General features: G+C 54.4%; 17 protein-coding genes. 10 read left to right on the top strand and 7 right to left on the bottom strand.

What is annotated here, in order from left to right; translation table 11 throughout:
• The first annotated feature begins 86 nt into the window (after positions 1-86).
• The gene (locus tag MHH28_RS08760; protein WP_405114002.1) at positions 87-983 is read left to right on the top strand and encodes a LysR family transcriptional regulator; all 897 of its coding nucleotides are present in this window, start codon (positions 87-89) and stop codon (positions 981-983) included.
• A gap of 45 nt (positions 984-1,028) precedes the next feature.
• Positions 1,029-1,748, top strand: a complete 720-nt coding sequence (locus MHH28_RS08755) for an MBL fold metallo-hydrolase (protein WP_405116952.1) — start codon at positions 1,029-1,031, stop codon at positions 1,746-1,748.
• On the opposite strand, the gene MHH28_RS08750 is transcribed toward MHH28_RS08755, so the two are convergent.
• Complete coding sequence (locus tag MHH28_RS08750) at positions 1,711-2,169, bottom strand: GyrI-like domain-containing protein (protein ID WP_405114000.1); 459 nt, start codon at positions 2,167-2,169, stop codon at positions 1,711-1,713. The two genes, MHH28_RS08755 and MHH28_RS08750, sit on opposite strands and share 38 nt — an antisense overlap.
• 214 nt (positions 2,170-2,383) lie before the next feature.
• Between MHH28_RS08750 and htpG the strand changes: the two genes are divergently transcribed.
• A complete protein-coding gene (gene htpG, locus MHH28_RS08745; protein ID WP_405113998.1) occupies positions 2,384-4,267 on the top strand; it encodes a molecular chaperone HtpG in 1,884 nt (627 codons plus the stop codon).
• A 166-nt stretch (positions 4,268-4,433) separates the two neighbouring features.
• Here the strand turns inward: htpG and MHH28_RS08740 are convergent, their stop codons facing one another.
• On the bottom strand, positions 4,434-5,303 hold the full coding sequence (locus MHH28_RS08740) for a LysR family transcriptional regulator (protein ID WP_405116950.1): 870 nt from the start codon (positions 5,301-5,303) through the stop codon (positions 4,434-4,436).
• Positions 5,304-5,464: 161 nt separating this feature from the next.
• Here MHH28_RS08740 and MHH28_RS08735 point away from each other — a divergent pair, with 161 nt between their 5' ends.
• Both MHH28_RS08735 and MHH28_RS08730 read left to right on the top strand, forming a co-directional pair.
• Complete coding sequence (locus tag MHH28_RS08735) at positions 5,465-7,204, top strand: ABC transporter ATP-binding protein (RefSeq protein WP_405113996.1); 1,740 nt, start codon at positions 5,465-5,467, stop codon at positions 7,202-7,204.
• Positions 7,201-8,940, top strand: coding sequence for an ABC transporter ATP-binding protein (locus MHH28_RS08730; RefSeq protein ID WP_405113994.1), 1,740 nt, complete (start codon positions 7,201-7,203; stop codon positions 8,938-8,940). The genes MHH28_RS08735 and MHH28_RS08730 overlap by 4 nt, the downstream gene beginning before the upstream one ends.
• Positions 8,941-9,563: 623 nt before the next feature.
• Here the strand turns inward: MHH28_RS08730 and MHH28_RS08725 are convergent.
• Complete coding sequence (locus MHH28_RS08725; RefSeq protein WP_405113992.1) at positions 9,564-10,436, bottom strand: helix-turn-helix domain-containing protein; 873 nt, start codon at positions 10,434-10,436, stop codon at positions 9,564-9,566.
• A 191-nt stretch (positions 10,437-10,627) separates the two neighbouring features.
• Here MHH28_RS08725 and MHH28_RS08720 point away from each other — a divergent pair, with 191 nt between their 5' ends.
• Entirely contained in the window at positions 10,628-12,706 is a 2,079-nt protein-coding gene (locus tag MHH28_RS08720) for a beta-galactosidase (protein WP_405113990.1), read from the top strand.
• 135 nt (positions 12,707-12,841) lie between these two features.
• Here the strand turns inward: MHH28_RS08720 and MHH28_RS08715 are convergent, their stop codons facing one another.
• Complete coding sequence (locus tag MHH28_RS08715) at positions 12,842-13,468, bottom strand: NUDIX domain-containing protein (RefSeq protein WP_405113988.1); 627 nt, start codon at positions 13,466-13,468, stop codon at positions 12,842-12,844.
• A gap of 236 nt (positions 13,469-13,704) precedes the next feature.
• Here MHH28_RS08715 and MHH28_RS08710 point away from each other — a divergent pair, with 236 nt between their 5' ends.
• Positions 13,705-14,235: a hypothetical protein gene (locus tag MHH28_RS08710; RefSeq protein ID WP_405113986.1), complete on the top strand. Its 531-nt coding sequence runs from the start codon at positions 13,705-13,707 to the stop codon at positions 14,233-14,235.
• A 90-nt stretch (positions 14,236-14,325) separates the two neighbouring features.
• Here MHH28_RS08710 and kduD read toward each other — a convergent pair whose 3' ends face one another.
• Genes kduD through kduI form a run of 3 tightly spaced genes read right to left on the bottom strand, consistent with a single transcriptional unit; the run spans position 14,326 to position 16,736 of the window.
• A complete protein-coding gene (gene kduD / locus MHH28_RS08705) occupies positions 14,326-15,081 on the bottom strand; it encodes a 2-dehydro-3-deoxy-D-gluconate 5-dehydrogenase KduD (RefSeq protein WP_405113984.1) in 756 nt (251 codons plus the stop codon).
• Positions 15,082-15,112: 31 nt separating this feature from the next.
• Positions 15,113-15,868: a DeoR/GlpR family DNA-binding transcription regulator gene (locus MHH28_RS08700; protein WP_405113982.1), complete on the bottom strand. Its 756-nt coding sequence runs from the start codon at positions 15,866-15,868 to the stop codon at positions 15,113-15,115.
• Between the two features lie 34 nt (positions 15,869-15,902).
• Positions 15,903-16,736 carry a 5-dehydro-4-deoxy-D-glucuronate isomerase gene (gene kduI, locus MHH28_RS08695; protein WP_340940149.1) on the bottom strand — a complete coding sequence of 278 codons (834 nt, stop codon included), beginning with the start codon at positions 16,734-16,736 and terminating at the stop codon, positions 15,903-15,905.
• A 293-nt stretch (positions 16,737-17,029) separates the two neighbouring features.
• Here kduI and MHH28_RS08690 point away from each other — a divergent pair, with 293 nt between their 5' ends.
• From MHH28_RS08690 to MHH28_RS08680, 3 genes are all read left to right on the top strand, one after another.
• Entirely contained in the window at positions 17,030-18,703 is a 1,674-nt protein-coding gene (locus MHH28_RS08690) for a hypothetical protein (protein ID WP_405113980.1), read from the top strand.
• A 248-nt stretch (positions 18,704-18,951) separates the two neighbouring features.
• A complete protein-coding gene (aspA, locus tag MHH28_RS08685; protein WP_405116948.1) occupies positions 18,952-20,367 on the top strand; it encodes an aspartate ammonia-lyase in 1,416 nt (471 codons plus the stop codon).
• 85 nt (positions 20,368-20,452) lie between these two features.
• On the top strand, positions 20,453-20,725 hold the full coding sequence (locus tag MHH28_RS08680; RefSeq protein ID WP_405116946.1) for a YolD-like family protein: 273 nt from the start codon (positions 20,453-20,455) through the stop codon (positions 20,723-20,725).
• Positions 20,726-20,732: the final 7 nt, after the last annotated feature.

Below are 20,732 nucleotides of genomic sequence, written 5' to 3'. Positions count from 1 at the left end.
GTTCTACTGTATCATGGATTAATGCATCGTTGTTAGCTATAATAAATGATGTAGGCTATCAATAATATTGATGTTAGGGTGAGACGATGGACTTAACTTATATGCGGACCTTCCGCGAAGTGGCCAAGCGGCAGAGCTTCACGCGCGCGGCTGAGGAGCTGGGCTATGCACAGTCCAGCGTCACGATGCAGATACAGAAAATTGAGAAGGAATATGGAGTGCCGCTCATTGAACGTCACGGCCGCGCCTTGCGGCTGACCCCGCCGGGAGAAGAACTGCTCAAGCTGTTCGTGGAGATTCTGGATCTCTACGACCGCTCCAAGGAAACGATCGCCCAGCAGATTGGCGGAACGCTGACCATTGGAACGATTGATTCATTGGCGGCTTTTTATCTGCCGCCGTTCCTGCAGCAACTGCGGACGATGTTCCCTGGTCTGAACATTCATCTGCAGACCGAGCAGGAGGCCAATCTGATCTCCAAGATCAGGGACGGCGAGGTCGATATCGGCCTTCTGCTGGACCGCAGCACGGCGGACAGCGCGCTTACACGGACCATCATCCGCGAGGAGCCGCTTGTCCTGGTGGCACCAGCCAGCCATCCGCTGGCCCGGCTGGAGCACGTGACACTTCAGGATCTGAACAACTGCGAGCTGATTGTCTCCGAGGAGAGCTGCATTTACCGCAGCCTGTTCGAGAACCTGCTCCGGGACCACGGGATCGTGTTCCGGATTGGTTTTGAGCTGTCCAATCTGGAAGCGATCAAACGTTGTGTACGCAATGGCCTGGGCATAGCGCTGCTGCCGCGGATTGTGGCTGAGGAGGAGATCGAGCGCGGGAACCTGTCCGAGCTGTCTTTTGCCCACCCGGAGATTCATTTCGATCTGCAACTGCTGCTGCACCCGAAGAAGTGGAAGTCACTGCCCCTCCAGTCGCTGATTCAGATGCTGCTTGAGGATGCCAAGGCGAAGACGGCGGTGATATAGAGCGGTGTTATAATAGGAAGGACAATGTCACTTACGGAGGTCATTATGGAGATTATTGAATTGCCTATTAAGTTTGAATATGAAGGACAGCCTTATCTGATCTATCCTAGCCTGATCGTATCCGGGGAAGAGCTGGTGCTGGTCGATGCCGGATATCCGGGGTTCATGCCGCTAATAGAGGAAGAGATACAGAAACAAGGGTATGATCCGGCGAAGCTGAGCCACATCATCATCACCCATTACGACGACGACCACATCGGATCTTTGCATGATTTCCGGGTGAAGTACCCGGCGGTTGCCATTATCGCAAGCGAAGCAGAAGCCCCGTCTATCTCGGGCGCGGCCGAATCGGAGCGGCTCGTTCAGGCTAAAGCGCTGCTGGCGCAGATGGCGGAGGATGAGCAGGCTTTTGGCGCAAGGTTTGTAGAGGAGCTTCAGGCCTTGCAGCATGTGGCGGTAGACCGGACGGTCAGGGATGGCGAGTGGATTCTGAATTCTAGGCTTCAGCTCCTTGCCACCCCGGGACATACGTCTGGCCATATCTCGCTGTATTGTCCTGAGCTGGGCAGTGTGATTACAGGCGATGCGGCGGCGCACGAGCAGAATGAGCTGGTAGTGGCTAATCCTCAGTACTGTCTGGACCTGGAGCGTGCAAAGCAATCTCTGGAGAGGTTACGAGCACTTAACGCACATACCTATTACTGCTACCATGGCGGACAATACCGTATCACACGGGAAAACACAGCTCACACAGATGCCTGCTGACCCTGTCCTCCGTGTATCTCTCCATAACCGGCCGCCCGGGATCAAGCTTATGGCCGCTGCTGTACAGGGCCGGGAGAATCTCCTCCCATGCCTGCTGAACGGCCTCAGCTGTATGCAGGATGGTAATTACCGCGTAGGCTCCGCCGGGAAGCTCTCCGTAGGGGATTGAGGCCCCGGCCGGAGGATTCTCAGGCAGGCTGATACAGGCATCATATCGGCAATCCTCCGGTTGTGTAGTTGAAGGGTTGTCCTGCGGAATGCCGAACAGCACCGCCGAGCCTTGAAGCAAGCCGTGTTCGCGCGCCCAATGCTTCAATTGTTCCATCGCCTGAGCGTTGCCAAGCCCGTAGGGACCTGTCTGCCGTACATAAGCTATGCGTGTTGCCGGAATGCTTTCGAGCTGAATGTTCATCTTGTTCATGATCCTTTCTGTGGTCAAATGGAGTACAATCCGAATGCTAACATGGACTAAAATAGAATTCATTTCTTTTTTTGTGGACTTCTTAGGCAGCAAGATATTGACATCAAAAACGAGAATATGTTATATAAAAGGGAGTGTTAGCACTCGGCTCTGTGGAGTGCTAAGCGATGCTCCGCAATCCGAAGGTTATTTTTGAAAGGAGATTTATTTATTCATGGCCAAAAAAGAGTTTAAAGCTGAATCCAAAAGACTGCTGGAAATGATGATTAACTCCATTTATACGCAGCGCGAGATTTTTCTGCGGGAACTGATTTCAAATGCAAGTGATGCCATCGATAAAATCTATTACAAGGCACTGGCCGACGAAGGCCTGGTGTTCAATAAAGAGGATTACTACATTAAAGTAACCGCCGACAAGGAGAGCCGCACGTTAACCATTGCCGATACTGGCATCGGGATGACTCAGGAAGAGCTGGAGAACAATCTGGGGATTATCGCGAACAGCGGCTCGTTTGCTTTTAAGAAGGATAATGAAGCCAAGGACGGCCACAACATCATCGGTCAATTCGGGGTCGGGTTCTATTCCGCATTCATGGTGGCGGACGATGTGACGGTGATCAGTAAGGCGCTGGGCAGTGAACAGGCGTTCAAGTGGGAATCCCAGGGTGCAGACGGCTACACGATTGAGCCTTGCGAGAAGGATGCGGTCGGTACCGAGATTACGCTGAAGATCAAAGAGAACACCGAAGACGATAACTACGACGAATTCCTCGAAGAATACCGTCTGAAATTGATCATCAAGAAATATTCGGACTTCATCCGCTTCCCGATCAAGATGGACATCACCGGCAGACAGCCCAAAGAGGGCGCCGAGAATGAATTCATCGATGTGACGGAAGAGCAGACGGTCAACAGCATGGTGCCGATCTGGCGCAAGAACAAGAAAGAGCTGACTGAAGAAGACTACAATAACTTCTATGCAGAGAAGCGCTACGGGTTCGACAAGCCGCTGAAGCACATCCACATCAGTGCCGACGGTGCAGTGGTCTACAACGCCATTCTGTTCATCCCGGAGAATACTCCGTTCGACTATTACACCAAGGAATATGAAAAAGGGCTTGAGCTCTATTCCAACGGCGTGCTGATTATGAACAAATGTGCGGATCTGCTGCCGGATTACTTCAGCTTCGTCAAGGGGATGGTGGATTCCGAGGATCTGTCGCTCAATATCTCCCGCGAGATGCTGCAGCATGACCGCCAGCTGACGCTGATTGCGAAGAACATCAAGAGCAAGATCAAGAGCCAGCTCCTGAGCCTGCTGAAGGATGAGCGCGAGCAGTATGAGACGTTCTATAAATCTTTTGGCCGCCAGCTGAAGTTCGGGGTCTATAACGACTATGGCATGGAAAAAGAAACGCTCCAGGACCTCCTCATGTTCCACTCCTCCAAGGAGAAGAAGCTGGTTACGCTGGCTGAATATGTAGAGAGAATGCCGGAAGACCAGAAGTATATCTACTATGCTTCCGGTGAGTCGGTAGAGCGTATTGAGAAGCTGCCGCAGACGGAAATGGTGCTGGACAAGGGCTACGAGATTCTCTACTTCACCGATGATATCGATGAATTCGCCATCAAGATGATCATGGCTTATAAGGAGAAGGAGTTCAGAAATGTCTCCAGCGGTGACTTGGGGATTGAAGAGAGTGCGGAGGATAAGCCGTCCGAAGAGGAAGAGAACGAGAATAAGGGCTTGTTCGAAGCTATGCAGGGCATTCTGTCCGGCAAGGTGAAGGCGGTCAAAGCCTCCAAGCGGCTGAAATCCCATCCGGTCTGCCTGTCCACCGAAGGCGAGCTGACGATCGAGATGGAGAAAATCCTCAAGGCCATGCCGAACGGCGGCCAGGATGTGCAAGCGGACAAGGTGCTGGAAATCAACATTCACCATTATGTCTTCAAATCGCTGAAGGCCGCGGCCGAAGGCGACAAGGAGAAGCTGGGTCTGTATACCAACCTCCTGTACAACCAGGCGCTCCTGATCGAAGGCCTTCAGGTCAATGATCCGGTACAGTTCACGAACGATATTTGTAAAATCATGGTCTAACAGCGGCGGTGCCGCCGGCTTGTTGACCCTGGCTTAATAAGAAACCCCGCGACCGGCTTAGGCCGGCGCGGGGTATTTTGCTGTCAAGCCAGGAAGATCCTGGCATCAGGATGAGGGGAGGGGACAAAGGACATCCTGCAGAAGGGAGGGACTGAGCGGGGCGTGTTCATAGCGACTTGAAGGTCTCGATGAATTTGACCGCCATGGAGGATAAATACTTATCCTTCATCCATACAGCAGCTACGCGGGTGCGCAGGTTCTCGCAAAGGATCTCTTTATAGATCAGGTTGCTGTGGTTGGCCAGCTCAAATGCTGATTTGGGCACAATCCCGATCCCGAGTCCCGCATTGGCCCACAGCAGCGTGGTCCGCGCATCATCGTTCATACAGAAGATCTGCGGCTCGAAGCCATGCTCCAGACAGGTCTCGCGGATGAGCTGCTCGAAGCGGCGGTAGATAATCAGCGGTTTGGCCTGCAGCTCACCCAGCTGGACAGCACTCTGGCTTGGGGCCCAGTCATAACCTGTGGTCATCACCGCGATCATCGGCTCCGAATGGAAATACAGGCACTCCAGATTGCTGGTGCTGAATGGGGTGCGGACAATGCCCACTTCAACAATGCCTCTGTTCAGCAGGTCGATAATCATGAACGTATTGCCTTCATGGATTTCAAAGGTTACACCCGAATAGCTCTTGTGGAACGCTGTGAGCGGCTCGTGGAGCAGGGTAGCGCCTGAAGAGGAGACCGTTCCGATGGTCAGGCTGCCCTTCAGCCCCTTGGCGTAATCACTGATCTCCCGGGCGGTGGAGTCCGTTAACTCCAGGATCTGCTGGGCCCGGTTACGCAGAATGATGCCGGCATCCGTCAGCTGAATGCTGCGCGGACCGCGTTCCACCAGCTTGACGCCGAGCTCCTCCTCCAGCAGCTTGAGCTGTTGGCTGAGCGGCGGCTGGGCCATCTGCAGCTTCCTTGCGGCGGAGGTAATTTGTCCTTCCTCGGCAATGGCCAGGAAATATTTCAGTTGGCGGATATCCAGGGTGCAGCCTCCGTTCTCAAGGGTTATGACATATGTTATCCATATGGGATAGATACGAAACCAATATTATGAATATGTAAGCAGGTATGACATAATCATAACGGGTCTTGTGTTATTTTCAAGAGGAATTACATACTACGCTAAGTTAGGTGAGGATGAATGTGCACAAAATTGCTGTTTTCTTAAAACCGTACAAAAAAGAAGTGACGATCGGGCCGATTTTCAAGCTGCTGGAAGCCATTCTGGAGCTGCTGCTGCCGACCATTGTAGCCCTGATCATCAACAACGGAATCGCCAAGCAAGATAGCGGCTATGTCTACCGGATGGGCTCGCTGATGGTGGTCATGGCCATTCTGGGCTTCGGCTGCTCTATGGTATGTCAATATTATGCGGCACGGGCCTCACAGGGCTTCGGCACCTCGCTGCGCAATAAAATGTTCAAGCATATCTCTTCGCTGTCGTATGCCGAGCTGGATATTATTGGTACGCCTTCGCTGATCAACCGCATCACAAATGATGTCAACCAGCTGCAGGTGGCAGTCGCCATGCTGATCCGGCTGGTAATCCGTGCGCCGTTCATCTGTATCGGGGCCATTATTATGGCGATGATTCTGGATTTCCGCCTGTCGCTGATCCTGGTTGCCGCCACTCCGGTATTCGGAGTTATTCTATACTTCATCATTACGCGCAGCTCGCCGATGTACCGCAAATATCAGGCGAAGCTGGACCGGCTGGCGCTGGTGCTCAGCGAGAATCTCTCGGGTATCCGCGTGATCCGGGCCTTCGCAGAGAGCCGCCGCGAGAAGCAGCGCTTCAATGAGGCCTCTGAGGACCTGACGCTGACGGCCATCCGGGTCGGACGGATCTCCGCCTGGCTGGGACCGATGACGACGCTGGTAGTGAACGGAGCGATTATTGCTATTCTATGGGCAGGCGGCATTCATATTGAAGCCGGGAGCCTGTCGCAGGGTGAGATTATTGCATTCATTAACTATGTAACCCAGATCCTGCTGGCCCTGATCGTGGTCTCCAATCTGGTCATTCTGTTCACCAAAGCCTCGTCGTCTGCGAATCGCATCAATGAGGTGCTGGCCATGAAGGCGTCAGTTGCCGAGGTGCCCGCGGATACACCTGCTGCGAAGCGGGACGACACGGCGCCGGTGATTTCCTTCCGCAATGTTTCTTTCGGCTATAACACCACCGGTGAGCTGGCCCTGGAGAATATCTCTGTGGATATCCACAAGGGGCAGACGGTGGGGCTGATCGGCAGTACCGGCGCAGGCAAGACCACCTTCGTGAATCTGATTCCGCGCTTCTATGACGCTGTGGAGGGGGAAGTGAGGATTGAGGGTGTAAATGTACGGGGTTACCGGCTGGAGCAGCTGCGCAGCCGAATCGGCATTGTGCCGCAGAAGGCGCTGCTGTTCACCGGCACGATTGCTGAGAATATCCGCTGGGGCAAGGCGTCAGCTACCCGGGAGGAGATCATGGCCGCAGCGGCGGTTGCACAGGCTGAGGAGTTCATTGATCGGCTGCCCGAAGGGCTGGATACGCTGGTGGTTCGCGGCGGACACAATCTGTCCGGCGGGCAAAAGCAGCGGCTGACCATTGCCCGCGCTGTCGTAGGACGTCCGCCGATCCTGATTCTGGATGATTCCTCCAGTGCGCTGGACTTCGCCACGGATGCAGCCCTGCGCCGCGCACTGAGCAAGAACAGCACGGATATGACGATACTGCTGGTATCCCAGCGGGTAAGCACGGTAAGGCAGGCCGATCAGATTATCGTATTCGAAGAAGGGCGGATTGCCGGAATCGGCACCCATGAGGAGCTGCTGGAGAGCTGTGCAGTCTATCAGGAAATCTGCATGTCCCAGCTCTCAAGCGAGGAGGCTTTACAATGAACAGCACGATGACCTGGAAACGTCTGTTTCAATATACCCGCCAGTACCGGAAAATCACGTATGGCGCTATCTTCTGCGCAATCCTGAGTGTAGTTGCCAGCCTGATCGGCCCGCTCCTGATTGGCCGCGCCATTGACCACATGATCGGTCCGGACCGGGTAGCATTCCCGGAGATACTGCGCCTGCTGCTGATCCTGGGCACTGTGTATCTGGTCGGCAGCTTCTTCGGCTGGCTGCTCACTTATTACACGAATAAGCTGGCGTTCCGGACAGTCTATGATCTGCGGCGCGAGCTGTTCGATCAGCTGGACGCGCTGCCGCTGAAGTTCCATGATAACCATCCCCAGGGCGACAGCATCAGCCGGTTCGTGAATGACATGGATGCGGTCTCTGACGGGCTGCTGCAAGGCTTCTCCACGCTGCTGACCGGGATCGTCACCATTGCCGGAGCCATCGGGCTGATGCTCTATATCAGCCCTGTAATGACGCTGGTGGTGCTCTTGTCTGCTCCGGCGACCTTCTTCGTCGCCCGCTTCATTACGATGCGCTCCCAGCAGCTGTTCCGGGAGCAGGCCAAGATTCTCGGGGGGCTGAACGGCTATGTCGAGGAAATTGTCGGCGGGCAGAAGGTGGTGCAGGCTTACCATTACGAGGACCGTTCCTTTGCAGGTTTTGCCGAGCGGAATAACGAGCTGTACAAGACGGGGACGAAATCGCAGTTCTATGGCTCGCTCTCGAACCCGACCACCCGGCTGGTCAACAATGTCACCTTCTCGCTGATTGCGATGATCGGAAGTGTGCTGGTCATCGGAGAGATGTTCTCCGTCGGGGATCTGTCCAGCTTCCTGATCTATTCCAGTCTGTTCGCGAAGCCGTTCAATGAGATTACCGGTGTCATCACACAGCTACAGTCCGCAACCGCCTCTGCGCAGCGGATCTTCACTATTCTGGATCTCCCGCAAGAGATCCCGGATCAGAAGGATGCCTATGTGATGAAGAACAGCCGGGGAACGATCACCTTCGACAAGGTAAGCTTCGCCTATACACCGGAGCGCCCGCTGATCAAGAACTTCAGTCTGGAGGTGAAGCCGGGCACACGCGTGGCGATTGTCGGCCAGACGGGGGCGGGCAAGACCACGCTGGTCAACCTGCTGATGCGCTTCTATGAGGTGGACAGCGGAACGATCCGGATTGACGGAATAGATATCACTTCCATCACCCGGGACAGTCTGCGGCGCAATTTCGGAATGGTGCTCCAGGAGACCTGGCTGTATGGGGCTTCCATCCGCGATAATATTGCCTACGGCAAACCGGATGCCTCCGAAGCGGAAGTGATTGCAGCGGCTAAGGCCGCGAATGCGCACAGTTTTATCAAGCGGCTGCCTGAAGGCTACGACACCAAGATCAGCACCTCGGGCGACAATCTCTCCCAAGGCCAGAAGCAGCTGCTCACCATTGCCCGCGTCATGCTGGTTGATCCGCCGATGCTCATTCTGGATGAGGCGACGAGCAGCATTGATACGCTGACAGAAGTGCGGATACAGAAGGCGTTCCTGGCGATGATCACCGGGCGGACCAGCTTCGTGATTGCCCACCGGCTATCGACGATCCGCGAGGCGGACCTCATCCTGTTCATGAAGGATGGCGATATCGTAGAGAGCGGAACGCATGACGAGCTGCTGGAGAGCGGGGGCTACTACGCCCGCTTGTACAACAGCCAGTTTACGGCGGTGTAGGCATACGGTTAGCTTGAACAGCTGCGGCAGAGCTTCTTCGGAAGTCTGCCGCAGCTGTTTTTATTTTATGGGAAAGAAGAAGGAACAGGGGAAGTGCCCCCGGAAAATTGAGGGCGAGGAACAGCGACTTGAATGTATGCGGAAAACCGAACACAATCGCTGGCGAGAAGGCAGTTGTACCAAAGGTATGCGTAAAACCGAACACAATGAGGTGCACAAGTGCACCTGAATTCATCGGATGGGAGCGAAAAGCGGAAATGAGGTGCACAAGTGCACCTGAATTCAATGGATGCGGGCCAAATGGGTAAATGAGGTGCAGAAGTGCACTTGAATTCACCGGATGCTAGCCAAATGGGCAAATGAGGTGCAGAAGTGCACTTGAATTCATCGGATGAGGGCCAAATGGGTAAATGAGGTGCAGAAGTGCACTTGAATTCACCGGATGCTAGCCAAATGGGCAAATGAGGTGCAGAAGTGCACCTGATTTCAATGGATGCGAGCGAAAGACGGAAATGAGGTGCACAATCGCTGTCGAGAAGGCAGTTGGGCCAAATGTATACCGAAAACCGAACACATGGTCCTGAGGCCATGGCCGTTCGGGTTGATCGGCTTCCGTGCGCAGCTCAGGAATGATCCTTGCCTGGATGCAGGCGGCTCCGCATCACACCGGGAGTTACTCCATGGGCCTTGCGGAAGACCCGGATGAAGTAATTGGTCTCCATGCCGAGGTTGAGGGCGATATCCTGCACGGGACGCTCCGGGTCCTCGGTCAGCATCTGCATGGCGCGCTGTAGCCGCAGGTTCTGCAGGTACTTATGTGGAGTGACCCCGTATTCTTGCAGGAACAGACGCTGGAAATGCTGGACGGAATAACCGACGGCCGCCGCCAGATTGGTGATCAGCAGCGGCTCGGTGAAATGCTCGTTGATCAGGCTGACCGCTTTGTTCAGCGCATCGTTGCGGACATTCTCGTTCTCCAGCCGGGTCGCTGCACCAGTGGAGACTTCACTTCTGCGCAGCATCAGCAGCAGCCGGTACAGCGTCACTGACAAATCCTGCATCGATTGTTCCTCCTGACGCACCGAGCTGTTCCCGTTCACCGTGTGCCAGATCCCGCCGAGCATCTCCCAGCAGTCCTCGAACCGTTCAGGGCGGAACGGAGCCGGAGGCAGCAGACTTAGACCCTCCAGAACAGAGGCAGACTGGCTGCCGTGGAACCCGATGAAGCCGACATGCCACGGTTCGTGGGATAACGGATAATATTCATGCCCGCGGTCGGGCGGAAACGTATAGGCCATACCCGGCTGCAATAGCGTTTCGGTGCCGTCCTCCAGGTCCCGGAACCGTCCGCTTCCGCTGCGGATCAGAAAAATCTGATGCACCGGGAATCCGGCAGGACGCACATGGTGATACTGGATATGTCGGCCGACCGAATACGGGTAGAGCGGGAAAGCGCTCAGGTCACGCGGCATTTCAATAAGAGAGAAGGGGAGCATGTGAACACCTCATATTCATTTTGTGCTATGTTAACGCTATTATTATCCTACCATTGATCACAGATTATCCTATATTATAAATAGTATAAACGGTAACAAGCTACAGGGACAGAGCTACTTCAAGAGAATCTATCAGTGAAAAGTCCCATCCTGACATCTAACATCACACATAAACGAGAGGATGAAATCATATGAGCAGCAAAGTTCCTGCAATCAGCTGTAAGGCTCCTGTAATGCTTCACGGTGCCGACTATAATCCCGAGCAATGGCTGAAATATCCGGGGGTGCTGGAAGAAGATATCCGCATGATGAAGCTGGCAGGCTGTAATGTCATGTCTGTAGGGATTTTCTCCTGGGTATCACTGGAGCGTGAAGAAGGAGTATTTAACTTTGAGTGGATGGACCAGCTTCTGGACCGTTTTGCGGACAACGGAATTTACGCCTTCCTGGCGACTCCGAGCGGAGCGCGACCGGCATGGATGTCCGAGAAATATCCTGAAGTGCTGCGGGTGGAACGCAACCGGGTACGCAACCTGCACGGCGTCCGCCATAATCACTGCTTCACTTCTCCGGTCTACCGTGAAAAAACAGCGTTGATCAACTCCAAGCTGGCGGAGCGATACGCGCATCACCCGGCGGTAATCGGCTGGCATATCAGTAATGAATTCGGCGGGGAATGTCACTGTAATTACTGTCAGGATGCCTTCAGAGACTGGCTTAAGGTGAAGTACAATAATGATCTGGATGAGGTGAATCACGCTTGGTGGGCTACCTTCTGGAGCCATACGTACACTTCCTGGGAACAGATCGAGTCCCCTGCTCCGCATGGCGAGACACAGGTTCACGGCCTGAATCTGGACTGGCGCCGGTTCGTAAGTGATCAGACGATCAACTTCTGCCAGCATGAGATCGATGCGGTGCGCGGCTTCAACCCTGATCTGCCGGTGACGACCAACATGCACATGATTGACGGCGTGGACTATCGCAAGATGGCGAAGATCCTCGATGTCGTATCCTGGGATGCTTACCCGGACTGGGGATATACTGAAGACGATGATGACGCCCGGCTGGCTGCCTGGACAGCAATGCACCACGATATGTACCGCAGCTTCAAAAAGAAGCCGTTCCTGCTCATGGAAAGCACGCCCTCGCTCACGAACTGGCAAATTGTCAGCAAGCTGAAGCGTCCGGGGATGCACAAGCTGTCCTCGCTCCAGGCAGTGGCACACGGTTCAGATTCGGTACAATACTTCCAGTGGCGTAAAAGCCGCGGCTCCAGCGAGAAATTCCACGGCGCTGTGATCGACCATAGCGGACATACGGAGACCCGTGTCTTCAAAGATGTAGCAGAGGTGGGCCGTACCTTGGCGGGATTGGAGGATGTTGTGGGTACCACGACTCCTGCCGAGACCGCAATCCTGTTCGACTGGGATAACCGCTGGGCGGTGAAGGATGCCCAGGGTATCCGCAATTCCGGCCTGAAATATGAAGAGACCGTGCTTCAGCATTACCGGGGACTGTGGGAGCTGGGAATTCCGGTAGATGTGGTGGGCTCAGGCGATGACCTGTCCGGCTACAAGCTGGTTATTGCTCCCATGCTGTACCTGATCAGCGAAGAGAACGGGAAGCGGATTGAGAAATACGTAGAGCAGGGCGGCACCTTCCTCGCAACCTATTGGTCGGGAGTGGTCGGCGAGACTGATCTGTGTCACCTGGGCGGCTTCCCTGGACCGCTGCGCAGAACACTGGGCATTTGGGCCGAAGAGACAGAAGGGCTGCACAGCCGCGATCTGAACGGTCTGGTGATGGACCCGGGCAACAGCTTGAAGCTGAGCGGCGAATACGATGCGCATGAGATTGCTGAGCTGATTCATCTGGAAGGCGCTGAGGCGCTGGGCCATTACCGCAGTGACTTCTACGCGGGCCGTCCTGCACTGACTGTGAACAAGCTGGGAGCGGGTAAGGCTTATCATCTGGCAACACGCGTGAAGGACGCGCAGTTCTATGTGGACCTGTACGCCGCAATTACCGGAAAAGAGCGGATCAGCCGCACACTGAACAGTGAGCTTCCGACCGGAGTAACTGCCCAGCTACGCTCTGATGGCGAGCATGAGTATGTCTTCGTGCAGAATTTCAGCGGCTCCGAGCAAGTAGTCACGCTGGATGGACAGGCTTACACAGATGTAGAGTCTGGCGCAGACGCTCCGGCCGAGCTGAAGCTGGCAGTGAACGGACTGGCGATTCTGAAGCGCGCGGCTGTTAAAGCTTAATTGAAGCGTCTAATCGCGTAATATAGTTACATGTATCGGGCAAAGATACATTAAGATGCAGAAGGCAGAACCCCATCGTCGGGTTCTGCCTTTTGATTATTTCTGTCCATGACGCCCCCGCCCGGTGCTAGTTCCTCATACTCTATACAACCGCTCAATCCCCTCAATCACCCGCCTGAAATAATCATGCTCATGCGGGACAAATTGCGTGAAGTCCACCAGTTCGTCGATGCAGGTTCGTTCACCATTCGCGGTGACCCGGAAGCCCTGCACATGAAGCTTGCTGTCTGCTCCCGAGATGAAGCTGCGGAAGTCAGCAAAGCGGGCCTCTACAATTCCCGCCACTTCTTCCAGCTGCGGGGTGAATGCACTGAGCGCATAGCGGCTCTCATAAACATATACATGCGCCCGTTCACGGTCCATGAATCCGGCGTAATTCATCTGATAGGGGATGACCCCCAGCGGCTGCAACTCGTCAAAAGCAATCGCAAGCCCCAGCTCCTCCTGGACCTCACGGATACCGTCCAAGGCCGTCTCCTCCGCCAGCAGATGTCCGGCAGCGGTGATGTCGAGCAGCCCGGCATAATCTTTCTTTTGCTGACTGCGCAGCTGAAGGCAGATCCTCAGCCCGCTGTCATCCTTGCGGATGAACCAGCAGTGGAAGGTCTCGTGCCAGAGACCTTGGCGGTGAACCTCGTCCCGGGGAGCCGTTCCCGTACGATTCCCTTGTTCATCAAATGTAGTCAGTATTTCCTGGGCCATCATAGTTGCTCCTTCACAAAATGCCAATTGATCCCGTGCATGATACCACGCAGGAGTTGACGATAATTTATAAACAGTTTACCATAAACAAGGAAATACAATAATATCCAGTTAATTAGAGGGTGGAACCCTAGAGCGCTTGATGATTGAACAGGGGGCGCCATGAAGGCTGTGGCTTCGGCTTCGCTCTGGCCGGATTCCTGTTCTATATGTATAACAATTGAGGAGGAACGTTATTGACGCTGGTAAAGATGGACCGTATTCTTTTCGATTCCCTAAGCGCTGAGCGGCTCGGCTGGGCCTGTATGGAGCCGATCTTCCAGCAGATCCGCGCGAAATCTCCGGAGGTGAAGAATGAGGCAATTTCGTATCTTGGAAGAGGACAGAAGGCACTCTGTATGTTCCGGATTCTGTATGGCCATAGTTCTAACTCTGCGGAAGAATACTATGGCTGGATCTGCTATCTGCTGGATCAGCCCGGGCATTGGGAGGGGGTGCTGGAGGGACTGCAGTTTTTTGGAGACTCTGCGCTGATTCAGCTTCTGGAAGAGTCTAAGGAGATATTCGCGGAGAGGAATCGGCGGGTAGGACGAGGCTGGGGCGAGGCGGCGATCCCAGACCTGAACATAGATATCGAGCTACAAACAGCGGTAAGCAGGCTCTACACCCGGTATCAGCAGATTACAGCAAGCAGCCTGCAGATCATAGCGGAATATATCCGCGAGAGGCCCGAAGAATTCGTGGTCTTCAGTGAGCAGACAGCCTGATTTTTATTAAACGGCAAAAGAACCCCAGAGGAGCTTCAATCGAAGCCTCCGGGGTTCTTTAAGCTGTCAATGGCTCTGGCTAAACAATACTTATCTTGCCAACCAGCCGCCGTCCACATTCAGGATATGTCCGTTCAGGTAGTCGGAAGCAGCGGAGGCCAGGAATACGGCAGGGCCCTTCACATCATCGGCAGTTCCCCAGCGTCCGGCTGGAATGCGGTCAAGGATGGAGTCGGAACGGCTCTGATCCGCACGGATTGGAGCGGTATTCTCCGTAGCCATGTATCCTGGAGCAATAGCGTTGATGTTCAGGCCGGAACCTGCCCATTCATTGGCGAAGGCTTTGGTCAGACCGGCAACTGCATGTTTACTTGCTGTGTAGCCCGGCACGTTGATGCCGCCCTGGTAGGAGAGCATGGAGGCAATGTTGATGATTTTACCGTTGCCCCGTTCCAGGAAGTGGCGTCCGGCGATCTGGGACAGCAGGAATACTGTGTTCTGGTTGAGGTTAATGACATCGAACCAGTCTTTCTCACTGTGGTCCTTGGCCGGAGCGCGGCGGATCATACCTGCGCAGTTCACCAGGATATCGACTTTGCCGGTGAAGGCAACTGCTTCGTCGAACACGCCTTGAAGCGTGGAATGATTGCTTAGGTCTGTGGAGATACTCAGAGCTTTGACGCCAAAAGCTTCAGCGGCTGCTACGGTCTCGTCACTTGCATTCAGGGACACGCAGACTACGTCAGCGCCAGCCTCTGCAAAAGCAATAGCGATGCCTTGTCCAAGACCTTGGGCCGCGCCTGTTACGATTGCTGTTTTACCTGCCAAGCTAAATAATGATGACATATGATTATTCTCTCCTTTGAGCTATCTTAAATTAGCCGCATTCAATGTTGACGCCCGCCTTGCGGAACAGCTCTGCGGTCTCCGGGGCAAGCCCGCTGTCAGTCAGCAGCACATCGACTTCCTGCAGAGATGCGAAGGTGCGGAGCGCAGTCTGTCCGAATTTGTGATGATCGCAGGCAGCGAACACCTGCCGGGCGGTAGATACTAACGCCTGTTTGAAATCGATTAAGTCACCGGTATAGATGGACAGGCCATGTTCAATATGAACGGCTGTGGCCGAGAGAAAGGCTTTTTGAATATTAAGCTTCTGCACATAAGAGACGGCTTCGGGACCGGCCAGCATATTGCGGACACGGTAACCGCCGGGCACGACCAGACGGATATTATCTCTCAGAACCAGCTCGCTGATGATGTAGACATCATTGGTAATGACCGTAAGCGGCATATTCGTAAGCCGCCGGGCAATCTCAAGCGTCGTGCTTCCGCCGTCCAGGGCAATGATGTCATCCGGGGCGATATGTGCCAGCGCGCGCAGGGCAATCTCCGACTTCTCCTCCGCATATTTATCCAGCGGGGTACGCAGGGGCAGAATGCCGAACTGATCGCTCTGTGCCAGCACGGCGCCGCCGTGGACGCGCATAATCAGTCCCTGTTCCTCCAGCTTGCTTAAGTCCTCGCGGATGGTTTTGCCGGTGACCTGGAGCTTGTCGCTCAATTCGTTCACCGTTACATCCTTCTGGTTCAGCATAACTTCCATAATCATCTCGTGCCGCCGTATCGGGTTCATCCGCCTGCCTCATCTTTCCGTAGTTGATTTGCTTCTATTGTAATTCTTTCATCCCTACGGGGTCCATATCGTCATACCGCTTGTTGTCTCCGGCCATGCTCCAGATGAAGGTGTAGTTATGTGTACCCACACCGCTGTGAATGGACCAGCTCGGGGAGATGACAGCCTGTTCATTGTGCATCACGATGTGGCGGGTTTCTGTAGGTTCGCCCATCAGGTGGAAGACGATGGAATCGTCCGGCAGATCGAAATAGAAGTAGGCTTCCATCCGGCGCGGATGGGTATGCGATGGCATCGTGTTCCACATGCTGCCCGGCTTCAGCTGGGTCATGCCCATGACAAGCTGTGCGCTTTGCACGCCGTTCGTATGGATGAAGCGGTGAATCGTACGTTCGTTGGAATTCTCCAGACCGCCCATGGCCCCGGATTCGGATTCAGCCAGTGTAGTCTTTGTAGTAGGGTAAGACTGGTGTGCCGGAGCGGAATTCAGATAGAATTTGGCTGGCTTAGCGCTGTCTGCGCTTTTGAAAATAACATCCTTCGAGCCTTGGCCCACATACAGACATTCCTTGAAATCAACCTCATATTCCGTTCCGTCCACAACAACCGAACCCTTGCCGCCGACATTGATAACACCCAGCTCACGGCGTTCCAGGAAGTAGGTTACCCCAAGCTCCTTAAGGTCCGTGGTCAGAGCCACCTCGCCGTTCACCGGATTAGCTCCGCCGACGATCATGCGGTCTTCATGGGTCAGGACAAGCTTCAGCTCGTCTGGAGCGAAGATAACCGGGATATGGAACTCCTTGCGCAGGCGCTCAGTGTCAAACTGCTTCACTTCATTCGGATGTGATGCAAAACGTCTTTCCATCGAATATTCAGTCTCCTTAGAAAACATATTTTCGTTCGTATAGGTACAACTTAATCCATTTATGTTCATTTATCAAGCATAATCTTTTTTAGTACGTTTATTTTAGTTTATTTATTCGACGATAAGATTGCCATATGAACTGAAAGCATGCACAATAGAGCTGGAAAGCACTGAGAATACCCGGTGAAGTGTACCTGTAGAAAAGGGAGCTTGTTCTATGTATATACACTCAGGTGTGACTCCCGGCATAGGGGACTCATGATACAGAAAACATAGGTTGGAGGGTGAGAGAAATGGCAGACCTGCTTCACGATCAGACTTCTTATGAAATACGCCAGAAGGAAATTATTCTTGCAGTCGCAGTCGAGGCGGATCGTCTCCCGCTGCATAGCAGCGGACTCTGGTTCCACGATGATGTGCGTAACAACTTCTATTATGCTTCCTATTTATTTGCCGCTGCGGCGGATCATAGCCTGGAGCTCCCGTTCGCGCGGGAGGAAGCGCAGCGCAAGGCAGATGCCGTTCTGCTGGAGACCGTGCTGCTGCAGAACCGTCAGCCTGGAACGAAGCTGTACGGACACTGGCCGCTTGGGCTGAGTCCTGTCCCCAGAGAGGCGGCACCGCATGAGCTGCCGGTCGAGATCATGGGCAGCCTGATGGTCTGGTTCTGCAAGCGATATTCCGCCCGGTTCAGCGCGGGGCTGCGCGTAGCGTTCCATACGGCGCTCGGCCATATCTACCGCAGCGGCTTCTTCCGGAAGCAGGTAGCGACCTTCGGCCACCATGAAGCGAAATATACGGCGGCCAAGCTGATCTTCGGCCAGTTGTTCGAGGATGAGGAGCTGCGGGAAGACGGCCGTCACAGCCTGGAGATTACGCTTGCGCATATCCGTGCGAAGGGCATGCCGGAGTATGGCAGCCTGCCGTGGTTCTGGCACTGGGTGCAGGCATTCACCTGCGCCCGGGAGCTGGAGGAGGACAGCGGCACCAAGAGCAAGCTTGGCGAGATGCTGGACTTCCTGTGGACCGAGCGGAGCCAGTGGTATCTTCAAGGGGCCTGGGCGGGCGCCCATTCCCGGGGCTGGCCGCATGATGTTCCGGCGGACGGCAACCTGCTGCACGATTATGTGCAGTTCGGGGATTTCGCTCTTCCTAAGGAGATGCCCCGCACTGAATATGCCGGATTCCTCTGTTATGAGGCACCAGAAGAGGTACGCAACGCTGCCCTGAACCGCCAGCTACCGGCAGAGGTCTGCAGGCAGACGGAGAAGGTGGTTGAGGGAGCCGGGGAGCGCCAGCCGCAGCTGCATTCTTACGCCTACATCTGCAAGGATTACGCGGCAGGCGGGATGTGGGAGCGGGTGGAGGAATTCGACAATGAGCAGCTGCGCTGGGCCTTCTCGCTGCCGGTCGGCGCAGCGGAAGGTGTGAACCGGCTGTACTTTTTCCATCCCGGTCAAGGGTATCAGCCGAATGATCCCCGGCACCAGAGTCCTTATATGGAAGTGCTGTATCATCAGAACACCATCCTGTCGCTGTTCCCTGTGCCGCAAGGAGAGGACTCCGCTATTGTCGGTGTACTTCCGCCAGGCGAATGGGTCAGACAACCCAAGGCGTTGTTTGGCTATGCGGGCCATGTGTATTTTGCCGTCTATTTATCCCATGAGTATGAGCTGCTGGAGCGGAAGAACTACCTTGAGGTGACCTGTGCCGGGATGCCGGGAGGCGTCGTTGTCGAAGCGCTTAGCGCAGAACAGGCGGCGGAGCAGGGGATACACAGGCTGGAGGAATTTGCCGCAGCCGCCATGCGGCGGGCACCGGAATTTTCGGAGGGAGAGATCCTCTCGGCAGCATATACTGCCTGGTGCGGGAAGGAGCATTTACAGCTCAGCATAGGCAATGAACATGCGGGAATACAGGCGCTAATTAACGGCCAGCCGGTATCCTTTGAACATTATAAGGTCTGAACGGGAGGGCGCGCTCCCCTAGGGAGTCAGGATTTTTTCGGATTGGAACTATCTCAAATTTTAAGCTACAATGGACAAAGAGCCCGGGGGTTCAGCAATGGCTGCCGGGTTCTTTGCGCTACCCGCATAGGCTACATCACGGCGCAGCAATGAAGGTAATATCTTTAGCGCTGCAAGGAAAGAATAAGTTGACGAATTTGCAGCTGACGATCTACTACTGAAGACATGGGGGGAGCAGTGTGACAGAGATGGAATATCGGCTGGAGAAGGATTTTTTGGGCAGCAAACAGGTGGAGCATCAGGCCTATTACGGGATACAGACCCTGCGGGCGGTGGAGAATTTCCCGATTACGGGCTACCGTGTGCATCATGAGCTAATTAAGGCAATGGGGATTGTCAAAAAATCGGCTGCGCTCGCCAACATGGAAATCGGCCGGCTCTATAAAGGCCTGGGTAAGGTGATTGTCCAAGCGGCAGACGAGGTGATTGCGGGGACCTGGGATGAGCAGTTCATCGTGGATCCGATTCAAGGCGGCGCAGGCACCTCGCTGAATATGAATGCCAATGAAGTCATTGCGAACCGCGCGCTGGAGCTGCTGGGTAAGGCCAAGGGGGATTACCTGCAGCTCAGTCCGAACACTCATGTAAATATGGCGCAATCGACGAACGATGCGTTCCCGACGGCGATACATATCGCAACGCTCTCTCTGCTGGAGCAATTGCTTATCACCATGCGCAGGATGCATGAGGTGTTCCTGCAGAAGGCTGCCGAATTCGATCCGGTGATCAAAATGGGCCGCACCCATCTGCAGGATGCCGTGCCGATCCGTCTGGGCCAGGAGTTCGAGGCGTACAGCCGGGTGCTGGAGCGCGATATTCAGCGCATCGAGCATACCCGGTTCCATCTCTATGAGGTGAACATGGGAGCAACGGCCGTCGGTACCGGATTGAACGCCGATCCCCGTTATATTACGCGGGTCGTCGAGCTGCTGGCTGAGATCAGCGGTCTGCCGCTGGTCAGCGCGGAGCATCTCGTGGATGCCACGCAGAACACGGATGCCTATACCGAAGTTTCGGCGTCCCTGAAGGTCTGTATGATGAATATGTCCAAAATCGCCAATGACCTGCGCCTGATGGCCTCCGGCCCGCGCTCCGGCTTTAATGAGATTACGCTGCCGGCCCGCCAGCCGGGATCGTCCATCATGCCCGGCAAGGTGAATCCGGTGATGGCCGAGGTGATTAACCAGGTGGCTTTTCAGGTGATTGGCAATGATCATACGATCTGTCTCGCCGCCCAGGCCGGTCAACTGGAGCTGAATGTCATGGAACCGGTGATGGTGTTCAATCTGATCCAGTCGATCAGCATCATGAACAACTCCTTCAGGGTGTTCACTGACTATTGTCTGGCAGGAATCGAAGCCAACAAGGAGAAGCTTGCACGCGAGGTGGAGAGAAGTGTAGGCATCATTACCGCCGTGAATCCGCATCTGGGGTATGAGGTCGTCTCGCGTATTGCCAGGGAAGCTATTCTGACCGGAGAATCGGTACGGGCCTTGTGTCTGAAGTACAATGTGCTTAGCGAGGAAGAGCTGAATCTGATTCTGGATCCGTATGAAATGACCCATCCCGGTATCGCGGGGGCTGCACTTTTGAATCATGAATAAACATCGCGATTTGTGTAAAATCAGCGTTCCGCTCATGGTATAATAGACAGGAGCATTTACACCGGGCATGATCCTAAATTCTGTAATGGCTTACTGGAGGCAAAGTGTGGCGAAGGCAAAAGTGGCAAAACGTCCAACCCGCGACGAATTCGTGCTTGAGGAGCTGGGCAACCAGCTGGTAGAGGCGAAGCAGGAGGATTCCGAGATTCTGCTGAGTGTCTGGGGGAAGGAAGAAGAGGTGCGCGGAGTGATTGTGGAGATGGATTCGCGTACCGGCAGGGTGCATATCAGAAATAACGAAGAGATTATCAAGGTGCCGTTCATGGACATTATGCAAGTCAATTATCCCCGGGATTAGAAGGAAT

It is taken from the genome of Paenibacillus sp. FSL K6-1217 (assembly GCF_045040735.1).
Classification (GTDB): Bacteria; Bacillota; Bacilli; order Paenibacillales; family Paenibacillaceae; genus Paenibacillus_AQ.
The sequence above is the reverse complement of the archived record's forward strand: the minus strand, read 5'-3'. Positions and strand labels throughout refer to the sequence as shown.